This is a genomic window from Tabrizicola sp. (genome assembly GCF_016793705.1).
In the GTDB taxonomy this organism is placed as follows: Bacteria; Pseudomonadota; Alphaproteobacteria; order Rhodobacterales; family Rhodobacteraceae; genus Tabrizicola.
This window is the reverse complement of the sequence record NZ_JAEULO010000025.1, coordinates 21,240-33,606: the sequence shown is the minus strand read 5'-3', so window position 1 is coordinate 33,606 and position 12,367 is coordinate 21,240. Positions and strand designations below refer to the sequence as shown.

General features: G+C 66.2%; 11 protein-coding genes. 6 read left to right on the top strand and 5 right to left on the bottom strand.

All coding sequences use genetic code 11. The features are described 5' to 3' along the window. Positions 1 to 79 precede the first annotated feature (79 nt). Entirely contained in the window at positions 80 to 829 is a 750-nt protein-coding gene (locus JNJ68_RS05330) for an alpha/beta hydrolase (protein WP_294979905.1), read from the top strand. 75 nt (positions 830 to 904) lie between these two features. On the opposite strand, the gene phaZ is transcribed toward JNJ68_RS05330, so the two are convergent. Next, a complete protein-coding gene (phaZ, locus tag JNJ68_RS05325; RefSeq protein ID WP_294979903.1) occupies positions 905 to 2,170 on the bottom strand; it encodes a polyhydroxyalkanoate depolymerase in 1,266 nt (421 codons plus the stop codon). A 95-nt stretch (positions 2,171 to 2,265) separates the two neighbouring features. Between phaZ and phaC the strand changes: the two genes are divergently transcribed. The 5 genes from phaC (at position 2,266) to JNJ68_RS05300 (ending at position 6,997) form a co-directional block, all read left to right on the top strand. After that, positions 2,266 to 4,065, top strand: coding sequence for a class I poly(R)-hydroxyalkanoic acid synthase (phaC, locus tag JNJ68_RS05320; RefSeq protein WP_294979900.1), 1,800 nt, complete (start codon positions 2,266 to 2,268; stop codon positions 4,063 to 4,065). 149 nt (positions 4,066 to 4,214) lie between these two features. Beyond that, complete coding sequence (locus JNJ68_RS05315; protein WP_294979898.1) at positions 4,215 to 4,664, top strand: Phasin; 450 nt, start codon at positions 4,215 to 4,217, stop codon at positions 4,662 to 4,664. Positions 4,665 to 4,777: 113 nt separating this feature from the next. After that, on the top strand, positions 4,778 to 5,419 hold the full coding sequence (locus tag JNJ68_RS05310) for a glutathione S-transferase family protein (RefSeq protein ID WP_294979897.1): 642 nt from the start codon (positions 4,778 to 4,780) through the stop codon (positions 5,417 to 5,419). 78 nt (positions 5,420 to 5,497) lie between these two features. Continuing rightward, positions 5,498 to 6,049, top strand: a complete 552-nt coding sequence (phaR, locus tag JNJ68_RS05305; protein ID WP_294979895.1) for a polyhydroxyalkanoate synthesis repressor PhaR — start codon at positions 5,498 to 5,500, stop codon at positions 6,047 to 6,049. A gap of 3 nt (positions 6,050 to 6,052) precedes the next feature. After that, the gene (locus JNJ68_RS05300) at positions 6,053 to 6,997 is read left to right on the top strand and encodes a LysR family transcriptional regulator (RefSeq protein WP_294979893.1); all 945 of its coding nucleotides are present in this window, start codon (positions 6,053 to 6,055) and stop codon (positions 6,995 to 6,997) included. A 326-nt stretch (positions 6,998 to 7,323) separates the two neighbouring features. On the opposite strand, the gene JNJ68_RS05295 is transcribed toward JNJ68_RS05300, so the two are convergent. The 4 genes from JNJ68_RS05295 to JNJ68_RS05280 all read right to left on the bottom strand — a co-directional run bounded on the left by JNJ68_RS05295 (position 7,324) and on the right by JNJ68_RS05280 (position 12,312). Further along, positions 7,324 to 8,511, bottom strand: a complete 1,188-nt coding sequence (locus JNJ68_RS05295) for an aminotransferase class I/II-fold pyridoxal phosphate-dependent enzyme (RefSeq protein ID WP_294980053.1) — start codon at positions 8,509 to 8,511, stop codon at positions 7,324 to 7,326. A 93-nt stretch (positions 8,512 to 8,604) separates the two neighbouring features. Continuing rightward, positions 8,605 to 9,150, bottom strand: a complete 546-nt coding sequence (locus JNJ68_RS05290) for a sarcosine oxidase subunit gamma family protein (protein WP_294979891.1) — start codon at positions 9,148 to 9,150, stop codon at positions 8,605 to 8,607. Further along, positions 9,143 to 12,052, bottom strand: a complete 2,910-nt coding sequence (locus JNJ68_RS05285; RefSeq protein WP_294979889.1) for a sarcosine oxidase subunit alpha family protein — start codon at positions 12,050 to 12,052, stop codon at positions 9,143 to 9,145. Before JNJ68_RS05285 ends, JNJ68_RS05290 begins: the two co-directional genes overlap by 8 nt. Further along, positions 12,049 to 12,312 (bottom strand): sarcosine oxidase subunit delta, encoded by a 264-nt coding sequence (locus JNJ68_RS05280; protein WP_294979887.1) that lies wholly within the window; start codon positions 12,310 to 12,312, stop codon positions 12,049 to 12,051. Before JNJ68_RS05280 ends, JNJ68_RS05285 begins: the two co-directional genes overlap by 4 nt. Positions 12,313 to 12,367: the final 55 nt, after the last annotated feature.

Sequence of the window (12,367 nt, the reverse complement as noted above, 5' to 3'; positions counted from 1 at the left end):
TTCACGGGGTTGTCGGCTACCTTTTGATCGAAAACAAAAGACCGCCGCTTGCAGAAACCCTGCGCAGAAGGCCTGTGTCGTGAACGTACTCGTCCTTTCCGAACCCGCAGCCAATGAACCGCTTGTCCTGATCCCCGGTTTCATGGCCGATGCCCGCAGCTTCATGCCGCAGCTGGCGCAACTCGGCGCCGACCGCCCGGTGATCCTGTTGACCCCCGGCCTGGGAGACACGCTGGAAAAGATCGCCGCCGAGGTTGCCCCGCATCTGCCGCCGCGCTTTGCCCTTGTCGCGCATGGGTTGGGTGGCAATATCGCCATCGAAATCCTGCGCAAGCGCCCCGAGGCGGTGACCCGTGTCGCGCTGATCTCGACCGACCCGCTGCCGGAAACCCCGCAGCTCGCCGCAGAGCAGGAGGCACTGCTTGTCGCCGCCAAGACCGGCCATTTGCAGGCCTGCATGGCGCAGATGCTGCCGCTGACCGCGCTTTACGATGCGCCCTGGCGGGACGAGGTGATGGCACTGGTCATGGACATGGCGGAAAATCTCGGCCCCACCCAGTTCCGCCGCCACCTCCGTGTGCTGCAACGCCGCCCGGACCAGCAGAAGACGCTGCGCAAGGTCCATGTGCCGACGATGATCATCGCCGGCGCCGGCGACACGCTGATCCCGCGCCGCCGGGCCGAGTTCCTGGCCGCGATGATGCCGCAGGGCTGCCTGGAGATCATCGCCGAGGCCGGGCACCTGCCGCAGCTGGAACAGCCCGAGGCGGTGACGAAGGTGCTGAAAACCTTCCTCGCGGGCCGCCTGCCGACGCTGATGTTGCGCTGAAATGAGCCAACCTGCGGAAATCTAAAAATTTTCTAGAAAATTTCTAGATTTCCCACCGGCGCATCCCGACCCCTGCTACGCCGAGGCCAGCGCGATCTTCGTCTTCGGCTTGCCCGCAGCCTTGTCGATGAAGTTCAGCACCAGCGGGCGGATGTTCAGCCGCCAGCTTTTCCCCGCGAAGATGCCGTAGTGCCCGGCCCCCGGCTCCAGGTGCTGACCCTTCTTGTCGTCCGACAGGCCGGTCAGCAGCCCCAGCGCGGCAACGCATTGCCCCGGCGCGGAGATGTCGTCGTTGGCGCCTTCCACCGTCATCACCGCAACCTTGGTGATCGCGCCCAGGTCGACCTTGCGGCCCGCGACCACGAATTCGTTGCGGGCGATCTCGCGGTTCTTGAAGATGCGCTCGACCGTCGACAGGTAGAACTCCGCCGTCATGTCCATCACCGCCAGGTATTCGTCATAGAAGCGGTTGTGCGCGTCGTGGTCCGACGCCTCGCCCCGCGCGGCGCGCAGGATCTGCTCGGAAAACGCCTTGCCATGGCGTTCGGCATTCATCGCCATGAAGCTTTGCAACTGCAACAGCCCCGGATAGACCAGCCGCCCCGCGCCCTTGTACTTGAAGCCGACCCGCTGCACGGCGATGTGTTCCAGTTGCCCCATCGTGATCCGGCGACCGAAGTCGGTGACTTCCGTCGCGGCGGCATCCGGGTCGACCGGACCACCGATCAGCACCAGCGACTTCGGCTGCGCCTCGGGGTGTTCGGCGGCCAGATAGGCGGTGGCGGCCAAGGTCAGCGGCGCGGGCTGGCAGATCGCGATGACATGGGTGTCCGGCCCCAGCACCTTCATGAACTCGGCCAGATAAAGCGTGTAGTCCTCGATGTCGAACTTGCCAGCGCTGACCGGAATGTCACGGGCATTGTGCCAGTCGGTGACGTAGACATCGGCATCGGGCAGGAGACTGGCCACCGTAGAGCGCAGGAGCGTCGCATAGTGCCCCGACATCGGCGCAACCAGCAGGATCTTCCTCGCCATCGGCGAGCGGCGGCGCACGAAGAACTGTACCAGATTGCCGAAAGGCTTTTCGACGACATTCGTCACATCGACCAGGTGGTCCTGCCCGTCCGGTCCCACGATCGAGCGGATGCCCCAGTCGGGCTTGGCGACCATGCGGGCGAAGGTCCGCTCCGTCACTTCGCCCCAGGCAGCCATCAAGGGCAGGACGGGGTTCATCGACATCGCGAAGGCGGGATAACTCGCAAAGGCCCTGGCCGAGGCGCCCAACCACTCATTCGTGTTGCGGGCGCTTTCCATCAGGTCGTAGGTGAACATATACTTCATCACGTCTCCTTGCCCCCGGTGGGCCGATGTCGCATGGCGGGGCACGGGTGACGCGCTATGCTGCATAGCGGCAAAGATAGGGGGGAATGATTAGCATGACAACAGAAGACAGTGCCCCCGATACCAAAGCAGCACTCGACCGGGCCGAGCGTCTGAACGCCAACCTCGCCAAGGTCGAGGAACTGTCGAAGCGCCTGACCGCCGCCCTGACGCAGCGCCGCCAGGTCGATCCCGCGCTGCACGGGCCTGCCCCCGACGTCTACATGAAGGCCGCCGCGGCCTATTTCGCCGAGATGGTCTCGAATCCCGCGAAGGTGGTGGAGCATCAGGTCAACTACTGGGGCAAGACGCTGAAACACTATGTCGAGGCGCAGCAGACGCTTGCCAAGGGTGAATTCAAGGCGCCCCCCGACCCGAACCCGAAGGACCGCCGGTTCAGCAATCCCCTATGGGAGACGCATCCCTTCTTCAACTACCTCAAGCAGCAGTACCAGATGAACGCCGAGGCGATCTCCACCGCTGTCGGCGACATGGAGACGCTCGCCCCGGAAGACCGCCGCCGGGTGGAGTATTTCACGAAACAGATTGTCGATATGTTCAGCCCCACCAATTTCCTCGGGACGAACCCGGAAGCGCTGGAAAAAGCGGTGGAGACCGATGGCGAATCGCTCGTCCAGGGCCTCGAGAACCTGGTCCGCGACATCGAGACGAACCAGGGCGACCTTCTCGTCACCCTCGCCGACCGCGACGCCTTCCACGTCGGCCAGAACATCGCCACCACCAAGGGCGAGGTGGTCTACCGCAACCGGATGCTGGAGCTGATCCAGTACACCCCCACCACCGAAAAGGTCCACAAGACCCCGCTGCTGATCTTCCCGCCCTGGATCAACAAGTTCTACGTGATGGATCTGAAGCCCGCGAATTCGCTGATCAAATGGATCGTCGACCAGGGCTTCACCCTCTTCGTCGTCTCCTGGGTCAACCCCGACGCCAGCTACGCCGGGACCGCGATGGACGACTACATCCGCGACGGCTTCCTCCGCGCGATGGCCGAGACCCGCCGCATCACCGGCGAGAAGCAGATCAACGCGGTCGGCTACTGCATCGCGGGCACCACCCTCGGCCTCACCCTTGCCCACTTGCAGAAAGCAGGCGATGAGACCGTCAAGACCGCCACCTTCTTCACCACCCTCACCGATTTCTCCGACCCCGGCGAAGTCGGCGTCTTCCTCAACGACGATTTCGTCGACGGGATCGAGCGCCAGACCGAACGCGACGGCATCCTGTCGCGCCTGTTCATGAGCCGCACCTTCTCCTTCCTGCGCTCGAACGACCTGATCTACACCCCCGCGATCAAGTCCTACATGCTGGGCGAGGCGCCCCCCGCCTTCGACCTCCTCTACTGGAACGGCGACGGCACCAACCTGCCCGCCAGGATGGCCGTCGAATACCTGCGCGGCCTCTGCCAGCGGGACGGCTTCGCGAAGGGCGAGTTCAAGGTCTTCGGCCACCCCGTCAGCCTTGCCGACGTGAAACTCCCGGTCTGCGCCATCGCCTGCGAGACCGACCACATCGCCCACTGGAAGGGCAGCTTCAACGGCATCAAGCAGATGGGGTCCAGGGACAAGACCTTCCTCCTCTCGGAATCCGGCCATATCGCCGGGATCATCAACCCGCCCTCCAAGGACAAGTACGGCCACTACACCAATGAGGCCCCCGTCGCGGGCGACCCAGAGGCCTGGCGCAAGTCCGCCACCTACAACAAGGGCAGCTGGTGGCCGCGATGGGGTGCCTGGCTGGCGGGGAATTCCGGCCCGATGGTCAAGGCGCGCGATCCCGCCGATTCGCTTGCCCCGGCGCCTGGCACCTACGTCACCGCCCAGCCCGCTGCCTGAACTTTCCCCGCCTTTCCGCAGGGTTAACCGGCGCAACTCCGGGTTTTGCTGCATTGCAGAAAAAGACTTGAAATGCTGCACCGCAGCATCTATATCTCTGTCATCAAGAAACGGGCCGCTTCCCTCCCCTGGCCCAGATGGAGAGTGACATGACCAAGACCCCGGACTACACCAAAGTCGTGCAGGATATGCTGGCCTCGTTCCCGGTCGACGCTTCTGCCTTCCAGAACGCGTTCAAGACCCAGGCCGCCTTCGCCGAGAAATTCTCGAAAGTGGCGATCGAAGCCGCCGAGAAATCGACCGAAATCTCCGCCAAATGGACCAAGGACACCCTGGCCAAGGTCGGCGAGATCGCCAAGGCCAAGTCGGAACCGGCCGACTACTCGAAATCCGTGACCGATTTCGCCTCGGCCGCTGCCGAGATGGCTGCCGAGAACCTGGCCGCCTTCGCCGAAGTCGCCAAGAAAGTGCAGATGGAAACCGTCGAGCTGATGCTGGCCGCGGGCAAGGACATCTCGGAAGATGCCACCGCCGCCGTCAAGAAAGCCACCGCGGACGTGACCTCGGTCGCCAAGAAAGCCGCTGCGGCTGCGAAGTAATTCGTAACGAGTTAGCCCCCTGGGGCGCACGTAAAGGCCCGGAGCACCGCTCCGGGCCTTGTTCTTTTTCCGGGCCCCGCCCATCCTGCCCCCGACCCGCGCAGGAGGCCGCGATGACCCTCATCCTCTGGACCTACGACTGGGTGCCGCAAGGCCCGCGCGGCCATGTCCGCGACATCCGCCTCCGCTGGGCCTGCGAAGAGACGGGCCTGCCCTACACCATCGCCTCCATCCGGTTCGAGGATCGTACCGGTCCAGACCACCTTGCCCGCCAGCCTTTCGCCCAGGTTCCTGCGCTGCAAGACGGCGAGATCACGCTGTTTGAAAGCGGCGCCTGTCTTCTTCATCTGTCCGACAGGTCCGAACACCTGATGCCGCGCGATGGCAAGGCCCGCGCCGAGACCCTGGAATGGCTGATTGCGGGTCTCAATTCCATCGAGATGGTCACCGTCCCCTGGTGGTTCATCGGCCTCTCCAGCCCGCCGGAAAACCCGCTGGACGGCTGGCTCGCCTCGCGCCTCTCCCGGCTGGAAGCGGTGCTTGCCGGCCGCGAATGGCTTGCCGCCGGGCGCTTCACCGTGGCTGACCTGCTGATGGCCGACATCCTGCGCGTGAAGAAACTCCGCGCTGCGCTCGGCCCCTATCCCGCCCTGGCGGCCTATACGACCCGCGTCCTCGACCGCCCCGCCTTCCGCAAGGCGTACCAGGATCAGCTCGACCACTTCGCCGCCGCCGATGCCGCACGGGCAAACTGACGCGCAGCCAAGGCTTTCTTTTTGCCAAAGCCTCCCCTAAGCTTCTCTGCAAGCGCGAAAGTCCCGGGGGAGGGGAACATGGCCGACACCGACAAGCCGCTCCTGATCAAGCGTTATGCCAGCCGCAGGCTCTACAACACCGAGACCTCCGATTACGTCACCCTGGAAGACATCGCCGGCTTCATCCGCCAGGGGCGCGAGGTGCAGATCGTCGACCTCAAGACCGGCGACGACCTGACCCGCCAGTACCTTCTCCAGATCGTTGCCGAGCATGAATCCAAGGGTGAAAGCGTCCTTCCGGTCGATGTGCTGACCGACCTCGTCCGCAGCTACGCCACCGGGATGCAGGCGGTGATGCCGCAGTTCCTCGCCTCCAGTTTCGAGATGCTGCGCGACAGCCAGGCCAAGATGATGGAGAACCTCTCCGCCTTCCCGAACCCGATGGCCGCCGTGCCGGGGTTCGATGCGCTCCGCAAGCAGCAGGAAGCCTTCCTCAAGTCGATGATGGGCGGCATGCCCGGCTGGGGCGGCTCCGGCCCGGCGAAAGAGGAAGACGCAACCTCCTCCGACGACATCGCCGAGATCAAGAAGCAGCTGGCCGAGTTGCAGAAGAAACTCTCCAAGCTCTGACCGATGGCCGAAGCCGAAGGCCGCGTCACGCTCTGGGGGATCGAGGTCTTCGTCGCGGCGGCCGAGGAAGGCTCGATTTCCGCCGCCGCCCGCCGCCTGGGCGTCAGCCCCTCCGCCGTCAGCCAGCAGCTTTCCGCGCTTGAAACCGCGCTCGGGGCCTCGCTCCTCGACCGCTCTGGCCGCCCGGTGCAGGTCACGCCTGCGGGCGCGATGTTCCGCCGCCACGCCCAGACCATCCTGAACGCCGCCTCCGAGGCGCGCGCCGAACTGGCGATGGCCGACCTTTCCGGCATGACGACCCTCCGCCTCGGCGTGATCGAGGATTTCGACAGCGACGTCACGCCCCGGCTCCTCTCCACCCTCGCCCGCGACCTGAAGGGCTGCCGGTTCCTGCTGGAAACCGGCGCCAGCCACCGGCTGATGGATCAGCTGGAAGCGCGCGCGCTCGACATCGTCATCGCCGCCGATGCGCCGACCGAAGCCGAAGGCGACTGGCGCGAAGTCCACCCGCTGATGTCCGAACCCTTCGTCGCCGTCGTCCCCCCCGGCCAGCGGATCGACGACCTGCCCCTGATCCTCTACACCGCCCGTCACCTGATGGGCCGCCAGATCGCCGCGCACCTCGCCCGTCACGGGCTGAAACCCGCCCACCGCTTCGAGCTTGACAGCTACGCCGCGATCCTCGCCATGGTCGCGGGCGGCGAGGGCTGGACGATCCTCACGCCCCTCGCGCTGCACCAGGCCCGCGCCTTCCGTCCCTCCGTCGAGGTCCGTCCCCTGCCCTTCCCCGCGCTCGCCCGCACGCTCTCGCTCTCCGCCCGCGCGGGCATCCTGCACGACGTCCCCGGCCAGATCGCCCAGCGCCTGAAACCCCTGATCGCCGAGGTGGTCATCACCCCCGCCCTCGCCGCGACCCCCTGGCTCGCCCCCGCGCTGCGCGTCCTCTGACCCGCAAACCCGGAAGCGCGACCGCCTTTCATCTTTGCCCAAATATCCCCGCCTGAGGCACCAACCGCCACCCCAGGCGCAAACGCCGGCCCTGCAAGCCATGCCTTTCATACTGGCGCAAATATCCCCGCCGGAGGCATCCGACCGAAAGGCGGGGCGCACCGCCCGTCCCTCGGACCTCGGCCCGCGCCAAGCTCCCCTCCCCTCCCCCTGGTGGGGAGGGGCCGGGGGTGGGGGGCATCCGCCGTAAATCCTAACGCTTCCCTAACATGAAACGCCAAGCCATTGATTTCGTTAAGTTCGAATTTCTGTCCAGGGTGGACAGCCTAGCCGCGCACTTCCTTGGCCGCATCCACGACCGCCGCCGCGATATAGTCCAGCTCCGCCTCGGTCAGCCGGGTCGGCAGCCGCACGTCGCAGGCCCGCATCAACATCGCCCGGGTCTGCGGCAGTTCCGGCACCGCACCCAGGAACTGCCAGTTCCAGAACGCCCGCGCATTGCCCTCGCTCAGCCCGAAGACCTGCACCGAGACCCCCCGCGCCTTGGCCGCCGCCTGGAACGCCACCGCCTCGGCGTCCGACCAATCCCCCATCAGGTTGAACTGGATCGAATCCGGCGCCCGCTCCTCCGGCCCCAGCGCCTCCGGCACCGCCAGGTGCTCGGACAGGTTCAAAGAAGCCGCCACCCGGTCATGCCCCGCCCGCCCCTTCGCCACCCGCTCCGCCACCAGCGGCAGCTGCGGCCGGATCACCGCCGCCGACAGGTTCTGCATCCGCAGGTTATAAAGCGGCAGCTTGTTCTGCCAGTGCGCGCAGGAATTGGTCAGGCCCGGATGCTTCTTCCAGTTGGTCTCGTAAGCCCCCGACATGATGATCGCCCGCGCCGCCACTTCCGGGTCGTCGGTGATCATGATCCCGCCCTCGCCCGCATTGACCAGCTTGTAGGACTGGAAGCTGAAGCAGCCGACGCGCCCGATCGTCCCGATGTTTCGCCCGCCCCAGACCGTCCCGAGCGAATGCGCCGCATCCTCGATCACCGGCACCCCGGTGGCGTCACACAGCGCCATGATCGCATCCATATCCGAGGTATGCCCCCGCATGTGGCTGATCATCACCGCATCTGCCCCGGGCAGTTTGGCCGCAAAGTCCGCCATGTCGACCCGGTAGTTCTCGCCCACCTCGACCAGCACCGGCACACAGTCGGCATGGACGACCGAGGACGGCACCGCCGCGAAGGTGAAGGCCGGGATCAGCACGCGGGCGCCCGCAGGCAGGTCCAGGGCCTTCAGCGACAGGAAAAGGGCCGCCGAACAGGACGACACGGCAAGGGCATAGCGCGCGCCCAGAAGCTCGGCAAACTCGGCCTCCAAAAGTGCGACCGGCGCATCCGACGGCGCCGTGTAGCGGAACAGGTCGCCCGAGGACAGGAGTCTGTCGATCTCGGCCCGCGCGGCTTCCGGGATCGGTTCGGCATCATAGACGTTCGGAGCCAGGGTCTGACCGTCGGGAGCCATCATGCACCTTTTCTTAATCTCACGTTAAGAAAAGATGTAAACTCCTGCACGATCACGCGCCAGTGACAAAATCTTCCCTTCGCGCCTTTCCGCCTAGAGTTTCATCCCGGCCCGGGCCGCCAGCATCTGCGCCGCCGCCTCGATCTCGTGCCAGGCAGTCTGGGCCATCGACCGGAAGACCAGGATCTCGAACGCATGATCGCCTGTCCGCAGGATCACCACGTTCATGTGGTTGAGCTGTGAGCGCAGGGCAGTCCCGACCGGGCAGACCGCAAGTCGCAGGTCCAGCGGCACCAGCCGCGCCAGCACATCCACCGCCGCCGCTCCCGACAGGCCCAGCATCGCCCAGCCATCCGATTGGTCGGTGACTGCCGCGCCTTCCAGCACCGGGCAATCCGCGCTCATCAGGAAGGCCTGCTCGCGCCCGGTCCAGACGATCCGCGCGCCCTTCTTCTCGGCAAAGCTGTTCGGCTCCGGCATTGCGAGGCCCAGCGACTTCAACCCTTTGGCCACCGCCTTCGCGCCGCCGGGCAACAGGGCAACCGATGTGATCGGCCCGACATCGACCTCGGCCAGCCTCACCGTGCCGACGGAAAGACTGCGCCCTTCAAGGGCGGATTTCGCGATGAGTTCAGGCACGGAGCTTCTCCCCCTCCGGGTCGTGGAAGACCGGGTTCATGACCTCGCAGATTACGTCAAGGCCCCGCAGGTGATCGACCAGCCGGATCTTCTCGCCCATCCGCGCCCGACCATCCTTCAGGAACCCGAGCCCCAGGAAGGCCCCCAGCGTCGGCGACCAGCAGACGCTTGTCACATAGCCCTGGTCCGTCTCGCGATGGACCTCGGCCCCCGGCATGAACAGATGCGCCCCCGCCGAAATCGGCGCCTGCGCCTTCAGGCCAACCAGCTGCTCGCGCTCCGGTCCCCACATCCCGGGCCGCGTCGCCGCCGCCTTGCCGATGCAGTCCTTCTTCGCGGAAACCATCTTCTCCATGCCGATGTCATAGGCCGTGACCCGGCCATGAATCTCGGCATGGGTGATGAAGCCCTTCTCGATGCGAAGGACGTTCAGCGCCTCCATCCCGTAGGGACCGCCGCCCATCGTCTCGGCCCGGGCCAGAAGGTCGCGGAACAAGGCCTCGCCATAGCGGGTCGGCACCGCCAGCTCATAGCCTTCCTCGCCCGAGAAGCTGATCCGGAACAGCCGCCCGTCGACACCACCGATCCGCACCGGAGCCACCCCCATGAACGGCAGCTCCACCGGCTCTTCCAGGAAGGAATTGACCAAGGCCCGCGCCTTCGGCCCCGCCACCGCGAACTGCGCCCAGCTTTCGGTGACAGAGATGAACCGCACCTGCCAGTCGGCGCAGAAGGCCTGCTGCACGAAGTCGAGGTGTCGCATCACCAGCCCCGCCGCTGCGGTGGTGGTGGTCATCAGATAGTGGTTCTCCCCCAGCCGCGCCGACGTGCCGTCATCCAGCACCAGCCCGTCCTCGCGCAGCATCAGCCCATAGCGAACCCGGCCCACCGGCAGCGTGGAGAAGGTGTTGGTGTAGACGAAGTCGAGGAACCGCCCGGCATCCTTCCCCTGAATGTCGATCTTGCCCAGGGTCGAGACATCGGCGACCCCTACCGCCTGCCGGACCATATCGACCTCGCGGTCGCAGGCCTCCCGCCAGGTTGCCTCGCCCGGCTTCGGGAAATACGACGGGCGATACCAGAGCCCTGCCTCGATCATCGGCGCATGCCGGTCGCGGCTCGCCTGGTCCGAGGTCAGGAAGCGCTGCGGCGCGAAGCCCTCGGCCCGGCCCCCGGCCCCCAGTGCCGCGATCGATACCGGCGTATAGGGCGGCCGGAAGGTCGTCACCCCCGTCTCCGCAATCCCCCGACCCGTCGCATCCGCCAGCACCGCCAGCGCCGAGACGTTGGAGTTCTTGCCCTGATCCGGCGCCATGCCCTGCGTCGTGTAGCGCTTCATGTGCTCGACGCTGCGATAGCCCTCCTGTGCGGCCAGCTTCACGTCCTTGGTCGTCACGTCATTGGCAAAGTCGAGCCAGGCCCGCCCCTTGCCCTCGACCGACCACAGCGCCTTCAGCCGATAGGGCGCATCCTCCGCCTCGGGCACCGGGACCGAGACCTTCCGCCCCAGCGCCTCGACCGCCTTCACCGCAGCCGCATGGCCGGTGGCAAGCGCCCCGTGGGTGGACATGGAGCCATTCGCCGCCCCCACCGCGACAAGGCCCGGCACCGCGCCCTCCATCGGCACGAAGGCCGCCAGCTCCTCGTCCCAGCGCGGTCGCCCGTTCATGTGGCAGGTCAGGTGGATCGTCGGGTTCCAGCCGCCGGACATGGCGAGGCAATCCGTCTCGATCTCGATGACCTCCGATCCCTTCCGCACCTGGATGCCCGAAAGCCCCAGCCGCCCGCGACTGCCCACCACTTCGGCCCCGACATGCACCGGGCAATCCTCCACCGCGCTGGCATCAGGCCGCGGGTCGATGATCGCCGCCACCGTGACCCCCGCCGCCATCAGCTCCCGCGCCACGCCCCGCGCCTGGTCGGTGTTGGCAAACAGCGTCACCCGCTTGCCCGGCACCACGCCGTAGCGGTTAAGATAGGTCCGCACGCCCGAGGCCATCATGATCCCCGGCCGGTCGTTGTTCTCGAAGGCCACCGGACGCTCCAGCGCGCCCGAGGCCAGCACCGCATGTTTCGCCACGATCCGCCAGAAACATTCCCGCGGCAGGTTCGGGCGCGCGGGCTTGTGCAGCCCCACCCGCTCCAGCGCGCCATAGGTGCCGTTGTCATAGGCCCCCGTCACCGTGGTCCGCGCCATGATCCGCACATTCGGCAGGGCCTGCAACTCCGCCACCACCTGCGCCACCCAGTCGCCCGCCGCCATCCCGCCGATGGTCTGGCTGTCGGAGAGCAGACGGCCCCCAAGCGCATGGCTCTCCTCGCAAAGGATCACATCCGCGCCCGCCCGCCCCGCCGTCAGCGCCGCCATCAGCCCCGCAGGGCCCGAGCCGATCACCAGCACGTCGCAGAAGGCGAAGGCCTTCTCGTAGGTGCCCTCGTCATGCTTTCCGGACAGGCTGCCAAGCCCCGCCGCCCGGCGGATGATCGGCTCGTAGAGGCCCTCCCAGAAGGCGCGCGGCCACATGAAAGTCTTGTAGTAGAACCCCGCCGACAGGAAGGGCGAGAGGTAGTCGTTCACCGCCAGCAGGTCGTATTTCAGCGACCCCAGCCGGTTCTGGCTTTGCGTGACCAGCCCCTCGAACACCTCCTGCACCGTCGCCCGCACGTTCGGCGTCTGGTTCTGCGCGCCCACGACCTCGACCAGCGCGTTCGGCTCCTCCGACCCCGCGGTCAGCACGCCCCTTGGCCGGTGATACTTGAACGACCGCCCGACCAGCCGAACATCGTTCGCCAGCAAAGCCGAGGCCAAAGTGTCGCCCTTGTACCCCGCATAATCCTTGCCGTCGAAGCGGAAGCGGACCGGCTTCGTCCGGTCGACCAGACCCTTGCCGTCGATCCTCATTTCGCCCTCTCCGCCACCAGTTCCACGCCGGTGATCTCATGCGTGACCGTGTTCCGCGTGACCAAGAGCCACTGGGCACACCCCGCCTCGTGATACCAGAGGTCCTTCGTCACCCCCGCCGGATTGTCTCGCAGGTGCAGGTAGTTGTCCCAGTCAGACAAGGGCGCACCCTCCCCCGGACGGTGCAGGAAATCCTCCGCCCCGTAGTAGTAGAACTCCCGCCGGTCGCGTTCGCCGCACAAGGGACAAGTCAGCCGCATCTTCCGGCCTCCGCTTTCATACTGGTAGAAATATCCCCGCCGGAGGCATCCGACG

Excerpts from the sequence above, each read along its gene's own strand:
- phaZ (WP_294979903.1), bottom strand. The coding sequence starts at position 2,170 with ATGAAGTATATGTTCACCTACGACCTGATGGAAAGCGCCCGCAACACG.
- phaC (WP_294979900.1), top strand. The coding sequence starts at position 2,266 with ATGACAACAGAAGACAGTGCCCCCGATACCAAAGCAGCACTCGACCGG.
- JNJ68_RS05315 (WP_294979898.1), top strand. The coding sequence starts at position 4,215 with ATGACCAAGACCCCGGACTACACCAAAGTCGTGCAGGATATGCTGGCC.
- JNJ68_RS05310 (WP_294979897.1), top strand. The coding sequence starts at position 4,778 with ATGACCCTCATCCTCTGGACCTACGACTGGGTGCCGCAAGGCCCGCGC.
- phaR (WP_294979895.1), top strand. The coding sequence starts at position 5,498 with ATGGCCGACACCGACAAGCCGCTCCTGATCAAGCGTTATGCCAGCCGC.
- JNJ68_RS05300 (WP_294979893.1), top strand. The coding sequence starts at position 6,053 with ATGGCCGAAGCCGAAGGCCGCGTCACGCTCTGGGGGATCGAGGTCTTC.
- JNJ68_RS05295 (WP_294980053.1), bottom strand. The coding sequence starts at position 8,511 with ATGGCTCCCGACGGTCAGACCCTGGCTCCGAACGTCTATGATGCCGAA.
- JNJ68_RS05285 (WP_294979889.1), bottom strand. The coding sequence starts at position 12,052 with ATGAGGATCGACGGCAAGGGTCTGGTCGACCGGACGAAGCCGGTCCGC.
- JNJ68_RS05280 (WP_294979887.1), bottom strand. The coding sequence starts at position 12,312 with ATGCGGCTGACTTGTCCCTTGTGCGGCGAACGCGACCGGCGGGAGTTC.